The following is a 25,310-nucleotide window of genomic DNA, read 5'->3' on the forward strand; positions in this document are numbered from 1 at the left end:
AAACTGCGTACTTTCATTACAGAAGATAGTAGTAGAGATGAAATGGTAGCACACGTTTACGACATTACATACGGTGTGGTAAAGCCAACGGATAATTTGGTAATTATTGACGACAGTATTGTTCGTGGTACAACATTAAAACAAAGTATTATTAAAATTTTAGACCGATTACATCCTAAGAAAATTGTGGTAGTTTCTTCTGCTCCTCAAATTAGATATCCGGATTGCTACGGAATTGATATGAGTACTTTGGAGGGTTTTATTGCTTTTAAAGCGGCATTAGAACTTTTAAAAGAAACCAATCAGTATCAAATTGTAGAAGACGTTTATAAAAAATGTAAAGCACAACAAGGTTTAAAAGATACAGAAGTGGTAAATTATGTAAAAGAAATATACAATCCTTTTACAGAGGAACAAATTTCAGATAAAATGGCAGAAATGCTAACTTCAAAAGAAGTGAAAGCAAAAGTGAAAATTATTTTCCAAAAAGTAGAAGATTTACACAAAGCGTGTCCTAAAAATTTAGGCGATTGGTACTTCACTGGAAACTATCCAACACCTGGAGGAAACCGAGTGGTAAATACGGCTTTTATCAACTTTTATGAAGGAAATGGAGCACGTGCTTACTAAAAAAGTGCATTTCATCGAGAATATTAGCAATACAACAATTATTTTGTTTTAGTAAAATATCTTGCCATACTTTTACCTCACCAGAAAATTAGTAGGTTAAGTTTTATGGTAGATTTGGGGCAAAAAGGGTGAAAAGAAATTTTCGCCTTTTTTATTTTATATACTTTCCTCTCAAATCTTTTTTATTTTTTCACTTTTTGTTTTTGAATTTACTAAATTCGCTAATGGAAACTTAAATTTTCCAAAAAATGAAAAACACACTCCAAAACACTTATAATTTTATTTTTGAAGAAAGTTTGATAAACGAAATTTTAGAAATTTCTAAAATTCAAAATTTCAAAGAAGGCGATATTATTATAGATTTTAATGAAAACATAAAAAGCATGCCTTTAATGTTAACAGGGGCCATTAAAATATTACGTGAAGATTTTGATGAAGGCGAACTGCTTTTGTATTTTATAGAAAAAGGAGACACTTGTGCCATGTCTATGCAGTGTTGCATAGGAAACGCCAAAAGTGAAATCCGCGCCATAGCAGAAACTGACGGTCAGCTAATTTTAATTCCTGTAGCAAAAATGAACGAGTGGCTTGGTAAATATGCTACTTGGAGAAATTTTGTATTTAATAGCTATAATATGCGATTGAAAGAAATGCTAACAACAATTGATCATTTAGCATTTATGAATATGGATGAACGATTACTAAATTATCTTTTAGAAAAATCTAAAATAAATACTTCCAATCAAATTCACAATACTCATCAAGAAATTGCTTACGATTTAAATACATCAAGAGTTGTAATTTCCCGAATTTTAAAAGCATTAGAAAACAAAGGAAAAATTAAATTGAATCGTGCATATATTGAGTTGTTGTAATCTAACTTTCATACACTAAAATATTTTTTCCACCTATGTAACACTTGTTACTGTACACTATTTTTAATGCGTTTACATTTGCCTCATAATTAATTTAGGATTATGAAAAAATTTAAACACACTATTTTAAGTTCAGCAGTATTATTTTCTGTTTTTGGATTGGCACAAGACACGCTGTCCATTTCTAAAAACGATATTTCTAAGAAAATAGCTTCAACTAATTTACAAGTAAAAATTGCTGAAAAGAATGCCCAATCCGCAAAAGCAGATTACAATCAGGCAAAAGCAGTTTTCTTGCCAAACATTTCGGTTTCACATACTGGAATTTCAACTACAAATCCATTAATGGCATTTGGTTCAAAATTAAATCAAGAAATTTTAACCGCTTCCGATTTTAATCCAGCGTTGTTAAATGACCCTGCAAAAACACAAAATTTTGCAACCAAGTTTGAAATTCAACAACCATTAATTAATGTTGATGGTTTTTATGGAAGACAAGCCGCTAAAGCCAAAATGGAGGCGTTTCAATTACAAACCGAACGCACTAAGGAGTATTTAGAATTAGAAGTTTCTAAAGCATATATGCAATTACAATTGGCCTATAAAGCCGTTAAAGTTTTAGAAAAAGCAAATACCACCGGAAAAGCCAATTTGAAATTAGTAGAAAATTATTTCAAACAAGGTATGTTGCAAAAAACCGATTTGTTAAACGTACAAGTTCGTGTAAATGAAATTGCCAATCAGTTACAATATGCAAAAAGTAACGTGCAAAATGCTTCAGATTATTTAGGGTTTTTATTAAACGAAGACACGCAAGGAAAAGTGTATAAACCATCTGAAGCGTTAGAAAACACCATTTCAATTGAACCTATAAATACTACTTTATCCGAAAACAGAAAAGACATTCAAGCGATGAGTAAATCTTCTGAAGCGTATGCAAAAATGTTACAATCTTCAAAAATGACGTTTTTACCAAGATTAAATGCTTTTGGAAGTTATGAAATGTACGATGCAACTGTTTTAGGGACTTCAGCAAAAGGCTATTTAGTTGGCGCTCAATTATCTTGGAATATTTTTGATGGTTACAAATCTATTGGAAAATATGAAAAAGCAAAAGCCGAATCTCAAAAAGCTGATGTTGAAAAAGAACAATATACGAAACAAAGTCAATTGGAATTAAACAAAACAAATCGCCAATTATTAGATTCGGAAAACAAAGTTAATTTATCGCAATTGGCTTTCGAGCAATCGCAAGAAGCGTTCAGAATTAGACAAAATCGATTTGCACAAGGTTTAGAAAAAACAACCGATTTATTACAAGCTGAAACACAAATGATTCAAAAAGAATTAGAGCAACTGCAAGCGGTTTTTGAATATAATTTCACCAAACAGTATTTACAGTTTTTAACGAAGTAAATTTCAATAGCAATATCAAAAATCAATCTTAATTTTTAAAATGAATTCCATGATTTACAAATTTCAATTATTAAATAAAAACGTTATGAATATAAATAAAATAACCATTTTAAGCCTTGCCACTTTAGTATTATTTTCATGTGGAAAAGAAGCAAAAGAAGTAACCAATAACGAACCAGCTATTAAAGTTGTAGTAAACGGTTTGGCTACAAATAATTCAGAATTTATCACCGCAAGTGGAAAGACAGAAGCGGAAAGCAGTGCTAATTTAAGCACAAGAATGATGGGTTATGTAACTAAAGTCCACGTAAAAACAGGTCAAAAAGTTGGCGCTGGACAACTATTAGTAAGTATAAATAGTTCCGATTTAGAAGCTAAAAAAGCACAAGTTGATGCCTCAATACTTCAAGCAACAGCTGCATATAACAATGCTAAAAAAGATTACGATCGTTTTGTCAATTTATTTGCACAACAAAGTGCTTCTCAAAAAGAATTAGAAGATATGACCTCGCGATTTGAAATGGCAAAAGCAGGTTTAGCTGGAGCAAAACAAATGCGTAACGAAGTAATGGCGCAGTTTTCATATTCAAATATTACCGCTCCATTTTCTGGTGAAGTTACCAATACTTTTATAAAAGAAGGTGATATGGCAAATCCAGGAATGCCTTTAGTAAGTATAGAAGGCGCATCAAGAATGCAAGTAACTGCTATGGTTTCTGAAAGTGATATTACCAAAATTACAAACGGAATGCCTGTAAAAATAATGGTAAAATCTTTAAATAAAGAAGTATCAGGAAAGGTTTCTGAAGTCAGCGGTTCAGCAAAAAACACGGGCGGACAATATTTAGTAAAAGTGACATTAAATTCAAATGATAAATCAATATTATCAGGAATGTTTGTAAACGTACAATTTCCAATTTCCAATACAACAAAGTCAGAAATTACGGTAAAATCAGATAAAGTAATGGTTCCTGAAAGTGCTTTAGTAAAACAAGGACAACTAACAGGGATTTATACGATTGCCAATGGTAAAACTGCTATTTTAAGATGGGTAAGAACAGGTAAAACGTATGACAACCAAGTAGAGGTTTTGTCAGGTTTATCGTCTAACGAGCAATATATTGTTTCATCAGAAGGCAAATTGTATAACGGAGCTAAAGTGTCAATAAATTAGATTTTAAATTATTAAAAATCTAAAGATCCAACAATCTAAAAATCTAAAAAATGCAAGAAGGTATATCAGGTAAAATTGCTCATTTTTTCATCAATTCAAAATTAACCATATTATTAATGGTGGGTTTGATGATTATAGGCGTGTATAGTTCGTTCTTAATTCCACGTGAAGAAGAACCACAAATTAATGTTCCAATGGCAGATATTATGATTGGCTATCCAGGTGCAAGTCCAGCAGAAGTGGAAAGTCGAGTTATCAAGCCATTAGAAAAAGTATTGTCTAATATTAAAGGCGTAGAACATTTACATAGTATGGCAATGAATGGCCAGGCAATGATAATTGTACAGTTTTATGTAGGTGAAGATTCAGAACGCTCGTATGTAAAATTATACGATGAGTTAATGAAAAACGAAAATATGTTTCCAAAAGGCGTATTTAAACCTATGGTAAAAACACGTTCTATTGACGATGTTCCTATGTTAGGACTAACGCTTTGGAGCGAAAAATTAAATGATTTTGAAATTCGTCAAATAGCGGAAGAAGTTACTTCGGAAATTGAAAAAGTAAAAGATGTTGCCATCACTAAAGAAATTGGAGGAAGAACACGCGAATTAAAAATTGTTTTAGATAAAGATAAAATGGCCGAAAACGGCGTGGATGCTTTAGGAATTATGCAAATGATTCAAGCCAATAACGGCAGTTCACAATCGGGTAGTTTTGTTGCAAATGATAAAGAATATTTATTAACTACAGGAGAATTTTTAGCCACTTCTGAAGATGTTGAAAATTTGGTAGTGGGTGTAAACGCAAATATGCCTGTATATTTAAAACAAGTGGCTACAATTCAAGATGGCCCTTCAACGCCAAGAAGTTATGTGTCTTTTGGATACGGAAAAGCGAATGAAAAATATACCAAAAACAAATCAGAATATCCAGCCGTTACTATTTCAATTGGAAAAGTAAAAGGTGCGGATGCGATGAAAATTTCAGATAAGATTATTGAGAAAGTTGAGACTTTAAAAAAGACCTTAATTACCGATGATGTTCACGTAGAAGTTTCCAGAAATTATGGAGAAACCGCATCGCATAAAGTTGGTGAATTATTAATGCATTTAGGTGTAGCCATTATCGCGGTAACCCTTTTAGTTATGTTAGCTATGGGCTGGCGTGGTGGTTTAGTGGTTTTCTTTTCAGTGCCATTAACGTTTGCATTAACCTTGTTTGCCTACTATATGTTGGGTTATACATTAAACAGAATTACGCTTTTTGCCTTAGTTTTTGTGGTTGGAATTGTAGTAGATGACAGTATTATCATCGCCGAAAATATGCACCGCCATTTTAAAATGAAGCGATTGCCGTTCAAACAAGCTGCGATTTATGCGATTAACGAAGTAGGAAATCCAACCATTTTAGCCACATTTACAGTAATTGCTGCAATTTTACCAATGGCATTCGTATCCGGAATGATGGGACCATATATGAGTCCGATGCCAATTGGTGCTTCTATTGCAATGTTATTGTCATTGTTTGTAGCTTTAACGGTTACGCCTTATTTAGGATATCATTTATTACACGAAAAGGAAGAACAAGAACACAAAGCGGAACAAGGTTTAGAAACCTCTTGGATTTATAAATTATACAATAAAATTGAACGTCCATTTTTAGAAAATTCTACGAAGCGTAGAGTAATGTTAGGAATTACAGTGGTTTTATTAGCAGGTTCGGTATTGATGTTTTTCACGAAATCAGTTTTAGTAAAAATGTTGCCTTTCGATAATAAAAACGAATTCCAAGTGGTAATTGATATGCCAGAAGGGACTACGTTAGAAAGAACAGCCGCAGTAACGCAAGAAATTGCACAATATTTAATAACGGTTCCAGAAGTAGTTAATTATCAAAATTATATTGGAACGTCAGCGCCGATTACGTTTAACGGATTGGTTCGTCATTACGATTTACGTGGTGGAAGCAATATGGCCGACATCCAAGTCAACTTATTACATAAAGAAGATAGAGATTTACAAAGTCACGATATTGCGAAAGTAGTTCGACCAGAAGTACAAAAAATTGCAAAAAAGTATGGAGCAAATGTCAAAATTATCGAAGTGCCACCAGGACCTCCAGTTTTATCAACATTGGTTGCTGAAATATACGGACCTGATTACAAACAACAAATTGAAGTAGCCAATCAGGTAAAAGGAATTTTAGAAAAAACGACTGATATTGTGGATATTGATTGGTATGTAGAAGACAATCAAACCGAATATAAATTAGAAATTGACAAAGAAAAAGCGATGTTAAATGGCGTTGCTCCTCAACAAGTTGTTGGAAATTTAACCTATTTGTTAAAAGAATACCCAATTTCAAATTTATACGATGAAAATTCAAATAACAGTGTTGGAATTCTTCTTTCTTTAGATGATAAAGACAAAACCTCACTTCAAGACATTCAGAATTTAAAAATAAAAGGAAGTCGTGGAAATGTTGTTCCAGTTTCGGATTTGGTAAAAGTAAAAGAAGATGTCTTACAAAAAACCATTTATAGAAAAGACCAAAAACGAGTAGTATATGTTACTGCAGATATGGCAGGAGAATTAGAAAGCCCAGTTTATGCCATTTTAGGAATGAACGAAGAATTACAAAAAATGAAACTTCCAGCGGGTTACAAAGTTAACGAATTGTATATGGAACAACCTTCAGATGAAAGTGATTTTACTGTAAAATGGGATGGAGAATGGCAAATTACGTTAGAGGTTTTCCGCGATTTAGGAATTGCATTTGGAGTAGTAATTGTAATTATTTATATGCTAATTGTTGGATGGTTTCAAAACTTTAAAACTCCAATCGTTATGATGATGGCCATTCCACTTTCGTTAGTCGGAATTGTATTTGGACACTGGTTGTTAGGTGCTTATTTTACAGCCACTTCTTTTATTGGAATGATTGCTTTAGCTGGAGTAATGGTACGAAATTCGGTCTTACTTATAGATTTTATTGAAATCCGACTAAACGAAGGTATTCCATTAAAACAAGCCATTATTGAAGCGGGCGCTGTAAGAACGACTCCAATTTTATTAACTACCGGAGCTGTTGTAATTGGAGCGGTCATTATATTATTCGACCCAATTTTCCAAGGATTAGCCATATCACTTGTTTTTGGAGCAATTGTATCTACAGTATTAACATTATTAGTAGTGCCAATTATTTATTATATCACGGAAAGAAAAAAGTGGGAAAATAAAAGTACGGAGGAAATTAACCAATAATATTTGACTTATGAAACTAGTAATAATAACCTCAATTTCAGAATTTGAAAAAGAAATAAAACAAATTTTGGTACAAGCAAATGTGAAAAATTTTTCATACAAAGAAGTTATTGGATACCACAACTCAAGTAATGAAGCCATAGGCGAAAACTGGTTTGGTACAGAAATGAATGAAAATGAAAGTATGTTATTTTATGCTTTCGTACCTGTTGAAAATGTGGATTTGGTTTTTAATGCTATAACTAAATTTAATTCGCAACAAGAAACCAAATCAAAAATTCATATTGCAACAATAAATATTGAAAAATCAAATTAATAAAAAATAAGTATGAAAAACAGAATCATCCGAGCCATAGCTGGAAGTTTTGTACTAATTAGTATTTTACTTTCCATTTATGTAAACCAAAATTGGTTGTGGTTTACCGCCTTTGTAGGCGCAAATTTATTACAATCATCCATTACCAAATGGTGTTTAATGGAAGACATTTTAGCCAAATTAGGCGTTAAAGACTAACAAAAAAGCCGTTCTGATTTTTCAGAACGGCTTTTGAATTACTCTTATTTGTTGTTATTTTTATCCACTTGTTCATTTTTAACAATTGAGGAAATTACAATCCCGATAATAAATCCGGTAAACAAACCTCCCAAATGTCCAGCATTATCAGAGTTTGTAAACAATCCCATTAATAAATTGTAACCTATAAAAATAGAACTCATTATTAGAAATGATAAATCAATTTTTTTAGAAATTGATTTCATCAAATTTAATGCAATTACTGCTCCAAATAATCCAAATATTGCGCCAGAAGCACCTACAGAAACGGTGTTGTCATGCCAATAAATACTTGCTATGCTACAACCCAAACCGCTTAATATATAAACAACAGTAAAACGTTTAACTCCAAGTATAGATTCAGCAAAAAGGCCAATAAAAAACAAAGTAAATAGATTTGAAACAATATGCATAAGACCGCCATGTAAAAACATTGCTGTAAAAAGTCTCCACCAATCACCACTTAAAACTGCATTTCTTTCAACACCACCTAAACGAAACAAATCACTAGTATCAAAACTTATAAAACCTAATCCAAAAAGTACCATTAAAATATAAATAATTAAATTTAGATTTAGAAGTATTGGAATAATATAAAATTCTTTAGTTGGAATTAGAAAAAAATAATCCTTTTTAAAAGTCTCTTGCCAAGATTTAGGTTCGATTTTTTTAGCCTTTATGCTTTTAGGTTTGTACCCTAAAAACAATATTATAATTAAGAGAACTCCAATTGAAATGCCAAATGATTTGAATATCCAACCAAATTTACCACCATTTCTATCATTATAATTACCGTTATGACTAATAAATAATATTGGTTCAGAATCACAAATTAAAACATTATTTTTTATTGCTTTCTTATAATATTTGTAATCGGAAGTTGTACGAAGCACTTCTAAATAAGAGAAATTCTGAAAATTACTATCATTAAATTCTTTATAACTTTTATCTAAAAAAGCAGTAAACTCTCTTTGTTTTTCATTATCACTCAATGAATTACTTATTTCGTGGGAATACTCTTCACACAAATAATAATTACATATATCTTTAATGGTATCTTTAGCGTTTCTTAAAATTGGTTGTACGCAGTATAAATGAAAATTTAATTTTGTGCCATATTTACCGGTTACTTCTGAAGAGTTACTGAATGACACCTCTTCTTTGTAGAAATAAGTTTTGCGGAGCGTATAATATTTAGTTTTTGGAGTTGTCGTAAAATTATTTATATGCTCCAAATGTGTAAGTTTTCCAGTTGCAGTATTTAAATAGAATTGTGTTACAATAGTTGGGATTGCGAGTAGAATGGTTAGAAACAAGTATAAACTAAAATAATCAGAACTATTATTTTTTAAGCGAAGTAACTTTATGGTAGGGCGTAATTTAAAATATATAATAATAAAAGAAAAAATAATTGGGCCAAAAATATCCACAACTATATCATAAATACTAAACCATTCTAACTGAATTACAAAAATCCAATTTAATAAACTATAAATTATTGTAATTAAAATTGTAGCTATTACTAAAGGAAAATAAATTAATAGAAGTTTTTCTTTAATGTTTTTCATAAAAAATATAAGACTTTAAAAATAAGCAAAAAAGCCGTTCTGTGACTAATCAGCACGGCTTCATATTTTACATAAAAACAGCTTACACCACTTTTAAAATATAATAGTTTTTCTTTCCTTTTTGAAGTAAAACGAACGTGTTCGCAATTAAATCGTTAGTAGAAATTACGTATTCTTCTGTTACTTTTACTTTGTTTACGGAAACGGCATTTTCTTTTAACGCTCTTCTGGTTTCGTTTCCTGAAGATAAAAATCCAGATTTCACAAAGGCATCTACAATTGGATAACCTGCTTCAATTTCTGCTAAAGTAACTTCCGCTTGATCTAAACTTTGGAAAACATCCGCTAACGTTTTTAAATCTAATTGTTTTAAATCGTCCACAGTTGGTTTAAAGAAGGCTTGTGAAGCAAAAACCGCTTTTTCGTGTTCGGCTGCACCATGAATCATTACGGTTAATTCTTCGGCTAATTTCTTCTGTAATACTCGTAAATGTGGCGCTTCAACGTGTTCCGCTAATAACGCATCAATCGTAGCTTTATCTAAGAATGTGAATATTTTAATATATTTTTCGGCATCAACATCCGTCGTATTAAACCAAAATTGGTAAAATTCGTATGGAGATGTTTTATCAGCATCCAACCAAATGTTACCTTTTTCCGATTTTCCGAATTTCGAACCATCAGCTTTTGTAATTAACGGACACGTCATTGCAAACGCTTTTCCTTCTGTTTCAGAATCAACGTTCATTCTTCGGATTAATTCTGTACCTGTTGTGATGTTTCCCCATTGGTCACTTCCACCCATTTGTAATTTACAATTGTGGTGTTTGTGCAAATGATAAAAATCGTATCCTTGAATTAATTGGTATGTAAATTCTGTAAAACTCATTCCTTCGCCTTCCCCAGACAAACGTTTTTTTACAGAATCTTTACTCATCATATAGTTTACCGTAATGCGTTTTCCCACTTCACGAACAAAATCAATGAACGAAAAATCTTTCATCCAATCGTAATTATTAACTAAAACAGGGGCTTGTGCATCAGTTGCATTGAAATCTAAAAAGCGAGATAACACGCCTTTAATTCCTTCTACATTATGATTTAAAGTGGCTTCATCTAATAAATTTCTTTCGTTTGATTTTCCAGATGGATCACCAATCATTCCTGTTGCACCGCCGACTAAAGCGTAAGGTTTATGTCCGAATTTTCGCAAGTGCATTAATAAAATAATAGGCACTAAACTACCAATATGTAAGGAATCTGAAGTAGGATCAAAACCAATATAAACAGCTGTTGGCTCTTTTAAAAGTTGCTCTTCTGTTCCTGGCATCGCATCGTGTACCAGACCTCTCCATTGTAATTCTTCGATTAAATTTCTCATTTTATTTTTTTATTTCTTCACCCTCAGCAACAGCGTCTGGGTCTTCATTATTTTCTAAAATATCTAAAATAGGTTCTGTGAATTCTTGTTCGTTGGCTAAACTTCTGTTTAACGATAAAACCAAACTTGGTAATAAAATTAAATTGGTTAGCATTCCGAATAATAACGTGATAGAAACTAAACCTCCCAAAGCTACTGTTCCACCGAAATCCGATAATGTAAATACCGAAAATCCGAACAATAATACGAAAGACGTATAAAACATACTCGGTCCTTCTTCTTCTAATGTGGAAAAGATTGATTTTTTAATTTTCCAATTATTTCGAACCAATTCTTGTCGATATTGCGCTAAAAATCGTATCGTATCATCTACGGAAAGTCCGAATGCAATTCCGAAAACCAAAATAGTTGAGGGCTTAATAGGAATCCCTAAATATCCCATCAATCCAGCCGTGGCTAGTAAGGGTAATAAATTCGGAATCAAAGCCACAAAAATCATTTTCACCGAACGGAATAAGAAAAAGATTAAAGCACCTGTTAAGGCTAAAGCGAATAATAACGATTCTATTAAATTGTCTAATAAATAACTCGTTCCTTTTTGAAATAATAAGGCTTTTCCAGTAATTGTTACTGTAAAACGTTCTTTTGGAAATAATTTATTGATTCGGTCATTTAATTTTTCTTCCACTTTCACCATTTCATCCGTACTGACTTCTCGCATAAAAGTTGAGATTCGAGCATATTGACCAGTGGAATCTACATAACTTTTTAGTGGATTATTTTTACTGTCTTTTGATGAATTTTTTAAATAAGGCAAAATAAAAGCTTGTTCTTGCGAATCGGGTAAATCGTAAAAAGCAGGATTTCCGTTATAATACGCTTGCTTCGAAAACTTCACTAAATTGACAATAGAAACGGGTTTTGAAAGTTCAGGAATGGCTTCAATTTCCGATTGCAACTCGTCCATTTTCTTCAAAGTTGAAATCTTCATTACGCCTTTTTTACGCTTCGTGTCAATTAAAATCTCCACAGGTAAAACCCCTTTAAATTCTTTTTCAAAAAAACGAATGTCTTCAAAAAAAGCATTGTTTTTAGGCATATCTTCTAATATACTTCCAGAAATATTAATTTTGTAAACGCCAATTATACCAAGTATTAAAATTCCAACAGCTACCGAATACACGCGAACATTATGATATTTTACTTGGTTGATAATCCAATTTTTAAAATTCACCAAATAGCCGCGCTCCAAATGTTCCAAATGTTTTGCTTTTGGTATGGGCATAAAACTGAAGAAAATCGGAATTACGAATAAACTCAATACAAAAAGTGCCATAATATTTATGGAAGTTACAATTCCAAATTCTTGTAACAATTTATTATCGGTAATTATGAACGTTGCAAAACCAACTGCTGTAGTAACATTTGTAATAAAAGTTGCGGTTCCAACTTTAGTTAAAACACGTTGTAATCCTTTGGCTCTGTTTCCGTGAATTCGCGTTTCTTGATGGTATTTATTGGTTAAGAAAATACAATTTGGAATACCAATAATTACAATTAATGAAGGCACTAAAGCTGTTAAAACAGTAATTTCATAACGCAATAATCCCAAAAATCCGAAAGACCACATCACACCAATCATCACCACAAAAAGCGCCATCATAGTGGTTCGAAACGAACGGAAAAAGAAATAGAAAATTAACGAAGTTACCAATAAAGTAGCCCCAATGAACAAGCCGATTTCACTAATAATTGCTTTGGCATTTAAGGTTCTAATGTAAGGCATTCCTGAAACTTTGATATCCGTTTTTGCGGTTTCTTTAAACGATTCAATAGCAGGAATTAGTTTATTTAAAACAAATTCTTTTCTTTCGGGTTTGTTTACTATGTCTTTTTTAAGATAAATAACGCTTCTAACCACGCCACTTTTTTTATTGAACAATAAGCTTTCGTAAAAAGGCATTTTGTTTAATAAATCTTGTTTTTTGGTATTTAAATAAGCGGCATTAGCTACTTTATTTTGATCTATAAAAGGTTTGGTTTGAAAGGTTTGTAAGGAATCATTTTTAACTAAATCCTGAATTTCATTAAATGATAACACGCCATCAACTTCTTTGTTTTTAGCAATAGAAGCCATCATTTTGTTCCAAGATTTAAACGTTTCTGGTTTAAAAACATCGGCACTTTTAACTGCAAAAATTATAATATTTCCTTCTTCACCGAATTTCTTTAAAAAATCGGTGTAGGCAATATTGTCTTTATGGTCGTTGGGTAATAAATTGGCTTCGGTTTGTGTAAAACGGATGTATTTCCATTGCGATGCCATAAATATAGTAAACAAAGCAATGCACAAAAGCACCCAATGTCTATTTCTTAAAAGCGTACGCGCTACAAAATTCCAAAAACTGGTGTTTAACCACTTTGTCATGATATGATTTTATGCTGCAAAGGTAAGAATTATGGTGAATTATATCCCCAAATTCAATGTAAAAGATAATTTAATAGCAATATTTTGATCAAATTTTTCCAATTGATACGGGCCATATCTGTAATAGGTAGCTAAACCAAAGCCTTTGAAAATGTTTTGTAATTCAAATCCACTTTCAAAAAAACCTTTTTCCATAGTTTTGAATGCAATACCTTGATGATTTTCAGGATGAGTAAAACCACCAAATGCGACTTTAGTTCCTAAAATTAATGTTGGTTTAATGCTTTTTGAAATTTGAAATTTATTAAAGTAGTGTTTCATCTGAAAAAGAGAATACCTGTCTGAAAAAAATTCATTAAAATACATGGTTTCAAAAGACGTTTTATTAGCAAATGTAACTCGTCTTAAAATGGCTTCTCGGTCTAAATTATTTGGCGTTACACTATATAAATGGGATAGTGGTGCGTTGCCTAAACTAATTCCTCCTTGTAATAAAAAAGTGGTTTTTTGTCCTGATAAGTATTTCTTTTCTTGATAAACTCGGGCATCAATTTTTGTAAATTCAATGTTTTCGCTCAGTACATTTGGTATGGCGTGAGACACCTGCAAAATTATTTTTGGAAATCCTTTTTCCACCTCTAAAATTTCTTGTGGTGCTTGTAAAAATTTACTGTTTGGCGACCATTCCAAACTTAAAGTTGCTAAAGTTAAATTGTATATTTTATATGATTTATTTGGTGCAATAAATTCGTAATCAAATAAAGGATTGATTCTGGAACGACTTATTTTAAAAGTAGTTTCAATTTTAGAAATAAATTTCGATTCAAAAGTCAGTTCGTACGATTGATGGTTATAAAATGTAGAAAGATTAAAAGGTCTTGGGTCGTATAATTTGAATTTTTTTGAATCAGCTATTAAGGTTAAATCAGCAAATTCAATAATATCATCTGTAAAGGAACCCGAAATCCAACTATCCGAATTTTTTGAAATCCGAAACGCACTTCCAAGTTGACTTTTAAAAATACCGTCTCGTGTGCCATATGCGCCATAACCAAATAGTTTGTAATAAGGTGAAAAGCGTTCGTTTGTGGCAATTCCTAAACCCAATCGGAAACCTTCGTAACTGTTATATTTAAAAATATCGCGCGCACGAAAATCAAACCAACCAAACGGAATTTGTCCGTTAATTAGTTTTTTGCCAAAATAAATTTTCTTTTCAATTTTTGTTGCGGTTACTAAACTGTCTAATGTTTGATAGGTGTTTTGTGACCTTTCGTCTAACGTGTCGTTTGAAATTGTATTAAAAAAAGCAGTATTTTTTTTAATAGCACTTTTATCAATCTGAATTTGATATCGCTGTCTATTTTGAAGTTGTGTAAAGTTATAATTACTGTAATCTCTGTAAATTTTCACATACAAATCATTAGAATAATCATACTTTTTAGAAGTGTTCGGCAAATTGTCAAACTGAATGGTTTCTCCTAAAAAATCAATATTTTGTTTTCCTTTTCCTTTAGTTATCAATATGTTTTGCGAAACAGGAAACCACGATTTTTCAGTATTAAACGAGCCAAAAATAGTTTCAGCTTTTACATTGATAATGCTATTTATTAAAAAAGTAATTTTAGTAATGGCATTTGTTTTTAAATCAACAATAGCCACACCTTTTAATTTGTTTTTTTTGATGCTTTTTTTTAATTCAAACTGCAATACTATTTCATTACCATTTGGTTTAATTAACGTGTCTGTTATTTCAAATTTATATTTAACTGAGCCATCAGTTGAAAACGGATTTTGAAAAGTAAATTGTAAAATTTTCAATTGTTTTTTACTCAAATCGAAAGGCATAAATTCCTGACCTAATAATTCGTAAACAGGTTGTTTCAAACCAGCCATTTTTAAACCTATAATAGTTTCTTTTTTCTTGCCTTTTTCGATAGAAATTTTTGCTACTTTTTCGGTTTGATAAATATGTTGTTTGGTAATAATTTTTTTGAATTTATAACTTGAAGAATCTATTATAAATTTCATTTTTCGCTTGTTCTTAAAAACCGTATCAATTGAAGCAGAAATAGAATCTGGATTGGCAGAAACAATTGATTTTTCGTAAAACGTATAACTAAAATTAGGCGTTTTTATTTGGTTTTTGCTTTGCAACTGAATAATTGTAGTTACTAAATTTTCAGTGGCTTCACGGTGCTTTGAAGTTGTCTTTTGCGCCATAGCCACAAAAGAACTAAAAAAAATAAACCACACGAGTATTCTCATTTACAAGAAATTAAAAGCAAATATACAGATAATAAAAAAGCGTCCAATTACTTGAACGCTTTTATTCATTTTAAAATTTATTTTGCTTCGTTGAAACGTTTAGCCACTTCATTCCAATTAATTACATTGAAAAACGCTTCAATATAATCAGGTCTTCTGTTTTGGTAGTTTAAATAATAGGCATGTTCCCAAACGTCTAAACCTAAAATAGGTGTTCCGCCACACCCTATGCCTGGCATTAAGGGGTTGTCTTGATTTGCAGATGAACACACTTCAACTTTTCCGCCTTTTTGTACACAAAGCCAAGCCCAGCCAGATCCAAAACGAGTTGCTGCTGCTTTTGCAAATTCTGCCTTAAAAGCATCAAACGAACCATAAGCGGCATCAATTGCAGTTGCTAATTCACCTGTTGGCAAACCACCACCATTTGGCGACATCACGGTCCAAAACAAATTGTGATTGTAAAAACCACCACCATTATTCCTAACTGGCATATTATTCATATCTAAATTTGCCATAATAGCTTCAATAGATTTTCCTTCTAAATCTGTTCCTGCAATAGCTGCGTTCAAATTTGTAGTATAAGCATTATGATGTTTTGTATGGTGAATTTCCATAGTTCTTGCATCAACATGTGGTTCTAATGCATCATATGCATAAGGTAATTGTGGGAGTTCAAAAGCCATGATTTACTATTTTTAATGGATTAATTATTTTTTTCAAATTTATAACTTTAACTTTGAAAATAAAAATTTAGATAGTTAATTAAAACACAATATATAAGAAAATAATCTTTTAAATTGTGAAAAATTAAACACATAGGTACATAGGATTTTCCAATAAAATTGCAAACGCTTCGCTCAAAATAGTTCACATTAGACTGAGTTAAAAAAAATCCGTGTAAATTTGTGTAATCCGTGGCTAAAAAAAATCAAAAATATGGCATTTCAAGTTTATAACGCTTCCGCTGGTTCTGGTAAAACGTATACCTTAACAAAAGAATATCTAAAAATCTTACTGGTAGCTCCTGCTAACGATACCTATAAAAAAATTCTTGCCATTACGTTTACCAATAAAGCGGTAGAAGAAATGAAAAGCCGAATTATTGAAAGTTTAATTGCATTTACTAAAGACGAAGTTACTGAAAAAACAGCCGATTTTATGCGAGAAATTGCTGCTGAAATAAAATTAGATGTTCCTTCGATACAACAAAAATCCAGAAAAATTTTAAAGAATTTAATTCACAACTACGCGGCGTTTGACATTTCTACTATTGATAAATTCACGCATCGTATCATTAGAACATTCACGCACGATTTAAATTTACCTACCAATTTTGATGTTACACTCGATACAGATGAACTTTTAAAAAACGCGATTGATGTAGTGGTTGCCAAAGCAGGAGAGGACGAAGAATTGACTCAGATATTAATCAATTTTGCTAAAAGTAAGACAGATGACGATAAAAGTTGGGACGTAACATTAGATCTTTATGAAGTTTCAAGATTAATTTTAAACGAAGAACATTTTTTTAATTTCGGAAAATTAAGCGATAAATCCGTAGATGATTTTTCTAAAATTGCAGAGAAAATAAAATTAAAAATTGAATCCAATAAATCAAAAATAAAAGAAAATGCGAAATTCATTTTAGATGATTTTGTAGCAAATAATTTAACGGAAGTAGATTTTGACCACAAAACTTTTTACAACCATATTGTTAATTTATATAACGAAAAAGCAACTGAATACGATTTTGTAAATGAAAGAGAAATTATTGTTCCTAAAAAATCAAATAATTTAGAAGTAGTTCGTCGTTTAGCGCCTACTTGGAAAGAAAAACTTACGCATATTTACAAAGCAAAAACTGAAAATGCGTTATTCGATTTGATTATCAAAAATATGATTCCGTTGTCGTTAATTAATGTAATTTATAAAGAATACAAGCAATTACAAGAAGACCAAAATGTCTTATCTATTTCCGATTTTAATGCTATAATTCATAACGAAATTAAAGACCAACCTGCTCCTTTTATTTATGAACGTTTAGGCGATAGATACCGTCATTATTTTATAGATGAGTTTCAGGATACTTCGCAATTACAATGGGAAAATTTTATACCATTAATTGATAATGCCTTGGCAAGTCAAGATTTAGATGGCACAAAAGGTTCGTTAATGATTGTAGGCGATCCAAAACAATCTATTTACCGATGGCGAGGTGGAAAAGCAGAACAATTTATCGATTTAAGTACGGATGTAAATCCGTTTTCTAATAAACTGAAAGTTGTAGAAAATTTGCCAAAAAATTACAGAAGTTTTTCAGAAGTCATCGACTTTAATAATCAATTTTTTCAATTTCTTTCTGAAGAATTTACGAATGAAGCCTATCAAAAATTATATAAAGAAACTGCTGGTCAGGAAACAAATGAAAAAACAGGTGGTTTTGTATCGGTTACTTTTTTAGATGATACTATTGAAATAAATGAAGAAATTGCAGAAGACGAATCGATTACAGAAAAGGACAAACAATATTTATCGAAAACTTTAGAAATTATTCAGCAATCTCTTGAAAATGGATTTGACTATTCAGACATTGTTTTATTAACTCGAAAAACTAAAAACGGAGTGTTATTGGCTAATTTTTTAACCGAAAATAACATTCCAATTATTTCATCGGAAACATTGCTAATTCAAAATGCTTCAGAAGTAAAATTCATTATTAATTTTTTAGAATATTTAGATAGCTCAAATAATCAAGAATCAAAAATAAATTGGTTGTATTTTGTAGCAACTACAAAGGTTGATAAAAATAAAATTCACGATTTTATTGTGTCTGCAAAAGATTTATCTGAAACCGATTTACAAAAATATTTAGCGTCATTTAATTGTGAAATATCCTTTGAAAATTGCAGAAAAAAATCACTTTATGAAGCTGTTGAAAACATTGTAAATGTGTTTTTAAAAGAAAAAACCACCATTTCGTATGTGCAGTATTTTTTAGATTTAGTTTTAGAACGAAACGTAAAATATCAAACGAGCATTGCAGATTTTTTAGAATATTGGGAAAAATCAGGTTTCAAACAAAGCATTCCCTCGCCAGAAGGAGAAAAAGCCATCCGAATTATGACCATTCACAAATCGAAAGGTTTAGAATTCCCTGTGGTAATTTATCCGTTTGCCGATGATAGTTTAAACCCAAGAAGCAATAATATTTGGATTCCAATGGAAGACGAAAGTGTAGATATGTCTCAAGCTTTGGTTAAAAACAATAAGATTTTAGAAAAATATAGCGACACGACTCAAGAAATTTATCAAACCAAATCGCAAGAAGAAATTTTAGATACTATAAACGTGTTATATGTTGCCTTAACGCGCGCCGAAGAGCAATTGCATATAATTAGTAGTTATAAAATAACCACAAAAGGCGAAATTTCTACTTCCAAAACGTTAGCTTCTTATTTTATAAATTTTTTGACTCAAAAAGCAAATTTTTCAATAGAACAAAAAGAATATGTTTTTGGAAGCTCAAAAAGGAATTCGCAACCGAAATTATTTACTAAAAATAAAGCAGAAATTCAATCCGTAAAAAAAGCATTAGATTTTTCTTCGATACGAATTGCCAAAAAAGAAGCCCTAATGTGGGGCACGTTACAGCAAGATGCTATTGAGTTCGGAAATATTATTCATCAAATTTTATCCTATATTACTTCGAAAAATGATTTGCAAACGGCATTAACTAAAAGCTTAGATGAAGGTCTGATTCAACAATCGCAAAAAAGTATTTTTGAAGATAAAATAACACAAATTATAAATCATCCAGAATTAGAAGCTTTTTTTAATCCGAATTACACCGTTTTTACCGAACACAATATAATTTCGCCAAATGAAATCAATTTAAAACCGGATAGATTGGTAATTCATAAGTCGGAAGCGTTTCTTATTGATTATAAAACAGGAGCGCAAGACGAGAAACATAAAAAACAAATTGAAAATTATGTTCGCGTTATTGAAAAAATGAATTTAAAAGTAACTAAAAAAGTTTTACTATATATAGGAGAAGATTTAAAAATTATACATTTGTAGAAAAATAAAACATCCAACCATAAACAATAAAAAAATGTACGGAAAAATTCAAGAATACTTACAAAATGAATTAAATACAATTCAACAAAACGGATTATATAAAAAAGAACGCATTATCACTTCGCCACAAGGTGCGGAAATAGTTGTAAATGGAGAAACGGTTTTAAATTTTTGTGCGAATAATTATTTAGGACTTTCATCACATCCTGAAGTAGTTCAAGCTGCAAAAGATGCTTTAGACTCTCACGGTTTTGGAATGTCGTCTGTACGATTTATTTGTGGTACGCAAGATATTCATAAACAATTAGAAGCAGAAATTGCCGATTTTTACGGAACAGAAGATACCATTTTATATGCCGCGGCTTTCGATGCAAATGGCGGAGTTTTCGAGCCTTTATTAGGAGAAGAAGATTGCATTATTTCTGATAGTTTAAATCACGCTTCTATTATTGATGGCGTGCGTTTATGTAAAGCTGCGCGTTATCGTTACGAAAATTCTAATATGCAAGATTTAGAAGCCCAATTGATAAAAGCTACAGAAGCCGGACATCGTTTTAAGTTAATTGTAACGGATGGTGTTTTCTCAATGGATGGTTTAGTAGCGCCTTTAGATAAAATTTGCAATTTAGCTGATAAATACGACGCATTAGTAATGGTAGACGAATGTCATGCTGCTGGTTTTATTGGCGCAACAGGAAAAGGAACTTTGGAGGCTAAAAACGTTATGGGTCGTGTGGATATTATTACAGGAACTTTAGGAAAAGCTTTAGGTGGGGCTATGGGCGGCTATACTACTGCAAAAAAAGAAGTGATTGAAATTTTACGTCAGCGTTCACGTCCATACTTATTTTCAAATTCATTAGCTCCAGCAATTGTTGGCGCTTCTTTAAAAGTTTTTGAATTATTAAAAAAAGATACTTCTTTAAGAGATCAATTAGAATGGAATACCAATTATTTTAAAGAAGGCATTAGAAAAGCAGGTTTAGATTTTATTGATGGCGATTCTGCTATTGTACCCGTTATGTTATATGATGCAAAATTGTCCCAAGAAATGGCTGATGAATTGCTGAAATTAGGAATTTATGTAATTGGTTTCTTTTATCCTGTAGTTCCAAAAGATAAAGCAAGAATTAGAGTGCAATTATCTGCTGCTCATACAAAAGAACATTTAGATAAAGCTATTTTTGCTTTTGAAACCGTTGCCAAAAAGTTAAACATAATTTAATAAAAATAATTTGTTTAACTTATAATTATGAAAAAACAAACAAAAGTTTTGTGGATTACAAAAAACATATTACTTTTGCTTCTAAATATAATGAATTATAATTAAATTAAATAAAAAGTATGAAACATTTGAACAAATTATTTTCTGCTGCTTTGTTGTTTGTTGGACTAACGTCACAAGCTCAAGATAACGTTAATCCATGGGCAGTGTCTTTTGGATTAAATGCAGTAGACACTAGAGTTAGCGCTAGTAGAGGTGGATTAGGGTTTTTTGAAAAAACGTATTCTCAAGCATTAGACATGAAAGACAATTGGAATATTGTTCCTTCAGTATCTTACCTAAGTGTATCTAAATACGTTGGAGATGGTTTTTCTTTTGGAATGACTGGATCTTTTAACAAAATTACTAAGTTTGTTGAATTCAAACCTACTACAGTTGGTGCGGATGCAAGAGGTATGGTTGTAAGTAATCCAGGAGCTTTAGATTACTATGGTTTAGACGCAGCCGTTTCTTATAGCTTCAAAAATTTAATTAAATCTAAATGGTTTGACCCATCTTTAAACATAGGAGGAGGTTATACTTTCATGGGTGATGCTTCAGCAGGAACAGTTAACGCTGGTTGGGGATTAAACTTATGGTTTGCTAAAAATGTAGCTTTATCATTAGGGTCTACTTTAAAATATGGTTTTGATGACAATAGAGTTGCTAATGCTGATATTCCAACACATTTCTTTAATCATGCAGGTTTAAAATTCCAATTTGGAGCTAAAGATAAAGATGATGACGGTATTATTGATGCTGAAGATTCTTGTCCAGATGTTAAAGGTTTAGCCGCATTCAAAGGTTGTCCTGACACTGATTTAGATGGTATTCAAGATTCAGCTGATGCTTGTCCAGAAGAAGCAGGTACTCCAGAAATGAATGGATGTCCTGATCAAGATGGTGATACTGTTGCTGATAAAGATGACGCTTGTATTGATGTAGCTGGTTTACCAGTTTTAAAAGGTTGTCCAGATGCTGATGGCGATGGAATTGCTGATCAAAACGATAAATGTCCTACTGTAAAAGGTGAAAAAGCAAACGGTGGATGCCCATGGCCTGATACTGATGGTGATAAAGTTTTAGATAAAGATGACAAATGTCCTACTGTTGCAGGAACTGTTGCAAACAACGGATGTCCAGAAGTATCTGAAGACACAATGAAAAAGTTAAATGATTATGCAAAAACAATCTTATTTGATTCTGCAAAATCATCTTTCCAAAAACAAACATATTCAGTTTTACAAGCAATTGTTGCTATATTAAAAGAATATCCAACAGCTAAATTCGCTTTAGAAGGACATACTGATTCAGACGGTAAAGACGATGCTAACTTAGTATTATCTCAAAACAGAGCTGCAGCTGTAAAATCTTTCTTAGTTGAAAATGGTATTGCTGCTGATAGATTAACATCTGAAGGTTTTGGTGAAACTAAACCAGTTGCAACAAACGCAACTAAAGCTGGAAAAGCTCAAAACAGAAGAGTAGAAGTTAAATTAGTAAAATAATTTTTCTCTTATAATATTTTAAAAGGTCTCAATTTATTGAGACCTTTTTTTTATCTTTATTGCCATGGAGGCATCATTTTTATCTAAACTAGCAAAAGAGTTATTAAGTAATAATTCTTCATCGTTACACCACACCAATATTGTTTTACCAAACAAAAGAGCCAAGATATTTTTAATTGAAGAATTAAAAAGACAATCTTCTACAACTTTTTTAGCGCCTAAAATAATTAGTATTGAAATGCTAATTGAGGAAATTGCGCAATTAAGAACACTTGATAATATTGAGCTTTTGTTTGAGTTTTATATTGTTTATTTAGATAATACTGTAACATCAAAACAACAAGATTTTGAAAAATTTTCAAGTTGGGCGGTTACGTTAATTCAAGATTTTAATGAAATTGATAGATATCTTATCAATCAGAATGAAATATTTTCTTATTTATTAGATATCGAACGTATTAAACATTGGACTCCAAATGTAAATAACCAATCTAAATTAATTGAAAACCATTTAGATTTTTGGAAATTAATGCCTTTTTATTATCAAAAATTTACAGAACATTTGATAAATAAAAAAGTAGGTTATCAAGGTTTATTATATAGAAAAGCATCCGAAAATTGTTTAGCTTTTGCAAAAAAATCCGAAGATAAAACGTATGTATTTGCTGGTTTTAATGCTTTGAACGCTTCAGAAGAAAAAATAATTAAATGTTTATTAGAAAATAATAAAGCCTCTGTATTTTGGGATATAGATGGTGCTTTTTTAAAAGATGAATTTCACGATGCAGGATTGTTTTTGCGAAGAATTAAAAACTCTTGGAAACATTTTGAAACCCATCCTTTTAATTGGATTACGGATGCTTTTTCAAGCGATAAAAATATTGAAGTTATTGGTACACCAAAGTCTATTGGTCAGGCCAAAATTGCTGGAAAAATCATAGAAAAAATCGTATTTGAAAACAAATCATTAGAAAATACTGCACTTGTTTTAAGTGAAGAAAATATTTTAATACCAATTTTAAATGCGTTACCTGTTGAGGTAGAAGATTTAAATATTACTATGGGTTATCCGAGTAAAAACAATCCAGCGCAAATATTAATTTACAAGTTATTTCAACTGCATTTAAATACTCAAAATAGAAATAAAAAACAAAGTGTCTTTTACTATAAAGAAGTTTTAGAAATATTAAATAATCCACTAATTGTATCAAGTATTCAAGCGAATGAAGTGGTTAAAATTATAAAAAATTCTAATTTAACTTTTATTACCAGTAATCGACTTGGTGAATTATTTTCTAAGTACGATTTAATGAATAACGAATTAGTACATCATTTGTTTTTCGATTGGAATGTATCTGTAAATGAAATTTTAGAAAAATTAAAAGCCATTCTAATTTACATTAAAACACATTTAAGCAATCAAAACGAACAAGATAAAGTTACTAAAGCATTTGTGTTTTCAATTTATAATATCATTTTAAAAATAACAAATTACTTTGAAACGTATAATAAAATTGAAAACTTAGAAATTTTATTCACTATCTATAAACAAGTTATTGATCAGGCTCAGGTTTCTTTTGAAGGCGAACCACTCAAAGGTCTCCAAATTATGGGAATTTTAGAAAGTCGTGTTTTGGATTTCGAAAATGTAATTATTACTTCGTTAAATGAAGGTAAATTACCTGGCGGAAAATCGAACAATTCCTTTATTCCATACGATGTAAAATTAGAAAAAGGTTTGCCAACATATAAAGAACGGGACGCCATCTTTACTTATCATTTTTATCGTTTATTGCAACGGGCTAAAAACATTTACTTGTTATATAATACGCATTCCGAAGGAATTGATGCAGGCGAAAAAAGCCGATTTATTACTCAACTAGAGATTGAACATTTACCAAATCATAATTTTAAAAAGGTGTTTTATAACGCAATTAAACCTGATACAATTTATCAACCAATTGAAGTAATAAAAACACAACCTATTTTAGATCGTTTAGAAGAAATTGCAACAGGTAAGGGGTTTTCGCCTTCATCATTAACCAATTATTTACGAAATCCTATTCAGTTTTATTATCAACGAATTTTAGGCGTGCGTGAAAATGATGAGGTAGAAGAAAATGTGGCGGCTAATACATTAGGAACCATAATCCACGAAGTATTAGAGAAAATGTATGCTCCTTTTGAAGGCAAAAACATTCAAATTCAAGTTACAGATATTGATGTGATGATTCAAAATATAGAAGCCATTACATTAGAAAAATTTATTGAAGTTTATAAAGAAGGAGAAATTAAAAAAGGAAAAAATTTAATTGCTTTCGAAGTAGCTAAAAGAAATATTTATAATTTTTTAATTCAAGAAAAACAACATATTGAAAATGGTGACGAACTATTTATTTTGTCTTTAGAAAAACCGCACGAAACCATATTTGAACATCCTAATTTACCTTATCCGGTTAAAATTTCAGGAAAAGTAGATAGAATTGAATTGCGAAATAACACGATTCGAATCATTGATTACAAAACTGGTAAAGTTGAAGCCAATAAATTAAAAATAAATACGTTTGAAGGTTTAACACTCGATTTGGCTAATGATAAAATTATTCAATTATTGTGTTATGCATTAATGTTTCAAACCAATCCTTTAAAAGGAAATTATAATGTGGAAGTAGGAATTTTTTCTTTTAAAAATATGAAAGCTGGATTTTTACCTTTTACATTTGGCAAGGGAAGAGGCATAGTTGGCGAAACAGTAATTACAACTGAATTTTTAGAAAATTTTAAAGAAGAATTGGTAATTTTAATTCAAGAAATTTTAAATCCTGCGATTTCTTTTAAAGAAGTGATAAAATAAATTTTGCCACAAAACACAAAGTTAAGTACGAAGATTGCAAAG

The 25,310-nt window shown here is 31.0% G+C and carries 15 protein-coding genes and 1 pseudogene; 11 read left to right on the plus strand and 5 right to left on the minus strand.

The features are described 5' to 3' along the window. The 7 genes and pseudogenes from KA468_RS02470 to KA468_RS02500 all read left to right on the plus strand — a co-directional run. Positions 1 to 630, plus strand: a pseudogene (locus KA468_RS02470) (amidophosphoribosyltransferase); the annotation flags it as partial. A 248-nt stretch (positions 631 to 878) separates the two neighbouring features. Beyond that, the gene (locus KA468_RS02475) at positions 879 to 1,505 is read left to right on the plus strand and encodes a Crp/Fnr family transcriptional regulator (RefSeq protein WP_291241365.1); all 627 of its coding nucleotides are present in this window, start codon (positions 879 to 881) and stop codon (positions 1,503 to 1,505) included. 102 nt (positions 1,506 to 1,607) lie between these two features. Then, positions 1,608 to 2,921 (plus strand): TolC family protein, encoded by a 1,314-nt coding sequence (locus tag KA468_RS02480; RefSeq protein ID WP_291241366.1) that lies wholly within the window; start codon positions 1,608 to 1,610, stop codon positions 2,919 to 2,921. 91 nt (positions 2,922 to 3,012) lie between these two features. Beyond that, positions 3,013 to 4,095 (plus strand): efflux RND transporter periplasmic adaptor subunit, encoded by a 1,083-nt coding sequence (locus KA468_RS02485; protein WP_291241404.1) that lies wholly within the window; start codon positions 3,013 to 3,015, stop codon positions 4,093 to 4,095. Positions 4,096 to 4,145: 50 nt separating this feature from the next. Then, a complete protein-coding gene (locus KA468_RS02490) occupies positions 4,146 to 7,361 on the plus strand; it encodes an efflux RND transporter permease subunit (RefSeq protein WP_291241367.1) in 3,216 nt (1,071 codons plus the stop codon). A gap of 10 nt (positions 7,362 to 7,371) precedes the next feature. Next, the gene (locus KA468_RS02495) at positions 7,372 to 7,677 is read left to right on the plus strand and encodes a hypothetical protein (protein ID WP_291241368.1); all 306 of its coding nucleotides are present in this window, start codon (positions 7,372 to 7,374) and stop codon (positions 7,675 to 7,677) included. Between the two features lie 12 nt (positions 7,678 to 7,689). After that, complete coding sequence (locus tag KA468_RS02500; protein ID WP_091311601.1) at positions 7,690 to 7,875, plus strand: DUF2892 domain-containing protein; 186 nt, start codon at positions 7,690 to 7,692, stop codon at positions 7,873 to 7,875. Between the two features lie 44 nt (positions 7,876 to 7,919). On the opposite strand, the gene KA468_RS02505 is transcribed toward KA468_RS02500, so the two are convergent. The 5 genes from KA468_RS02505 to KA468_RS02525 all read right to left on the minus strand — a co-directional run bounded on the left by KA468_RS02505 (position 7,920) and on the right by KA468_RS02525 (position 16,245). Next, on the minus strand, positions 7,920 to 9,482 hold the full coding sequence (locus KA468_RS02505) for a rhomboid family intramembrane serine protease (protein ID WP_291241369.1): 1,563 nt from the start codon (positions 9,480 to 9,482) through the stop codon (positions 7,920 to 7,922). Positions 9,483 to 9,564: 82 nt separating this feature from the next. After that, the gene (tyrS, locus tag KA468_RS02510) at positions 9,565 to 10,863 is read right to left on the minus strand and encodes a tyrosine--tRNA ligase (RefSeq protein WP_291241370.1); all 1,299 of its coding nucleotides are present in this window, start codon (positions 10,861 to 10,863) and stop codon (positions 9,565 to 9,567) included. Position 10,864: 1 nt separating this feature from the next. Further along, a complete protein-coding gene (locus KA468_RS02515) occupies positions 10,865 to 13,291 on the minus strand; it encodes an MMPL family transporter (protein ID WP_291241371.1) in 2,427 nt (808 codons plus the stop codon). A gap of 39 nt (positions 13,292 to 13,330) precedes the next feature. Continuing rightward, complete coding sequence (locus KA468_RS02520) at positions 13,331 to 15,559, minus strand: DUF5686 family protein (RefSeq protein ID WP_291241372.1); 2,229 nt, start codon at positions 15,557 to 15,559, stop codon at positions 13,331 to 13,333. Positions 15,560 to 15,636: 77 nt separating this feature from the next. After that, on the minus strand, positions 15,637 to 16,245 hold the full coding sequence (locus KA468_RS02525) for a superoxide dismutase (protein WP_291241373.1): 609 nt from the start codon (positions 16,243 to 16,245) through the stop codon (positions 15,637 to 15,639). Positions 16,246 to 16,498: 253 nt separating this feature from the next. Here KA468_RS02525 and KA468_RS02530 point away from each other — a divergent pair, with 253 nt between their 5' ends. The 4 genes from KA468_RS02530 (at position 16,499) to KA468_RS02545 (ending at position 25,268) form a co-directional block, all read left to right on the plus strand. Then, complete coding sequence (locus KA468_RS02530) at positions 16,499 to 19,642, plus strand: exodeoxyribonuclease V subunit beta (RefSeq protein ID WP_291241374.1); 3,144 nt, start codon at positions 16,499 to 16,501, stop codon at positions 19,640 to 19,642. A gap of 34 nt (positions 19,643 to 19,676) precedes the next feature. Beyond that, on the plus strand, positions 19,677 to 20,867 hold the full coding sequence (kbl, locus tag KA468_RS02535) for a glycine C-acetyltransferase (protein ID WP_291241375.1): 1,191 nt from the start codon (positions 19,677 to 19,679) through the stop codon (positions 20,865 to 20,867). 119 nt (positions 20,868 to 20,986) lie between these two features. Then, a complete protein-coding gene (locus KA468_RS02540; RefSeq protein WP_291241376.1) occupies positions 20,987 to 22,414 on the plus strand; it encodes an OmpA family protein in 1,428 nt (475 codons plus the stop codon). Between the two features lie 64 nt (positions 22,415 to 22,478). Continuing rightward, complete coding sequence (locus KA468_RS02545; RefSeq protein WP_291241377.1) at positions 22,479 to 25,268, plus strand: PD-(D/E)XK nuclease family protein; 2,790 nt, start codon at positions 22,479 to 22,481, stop codon at positions 25,266 to 25,268. The last annotated feature ends 42 nt before the right edge of the window (positions 25,269 to 25,310 follow it).

Source organism: Flavobacterium sp., from assembly GCF_017985075.1.
Lineage (GTDB): Bacteria > Bacteroidota > Bacteroidia > Flavobacteriales > Flavobacteriaceae > Flavobacterium.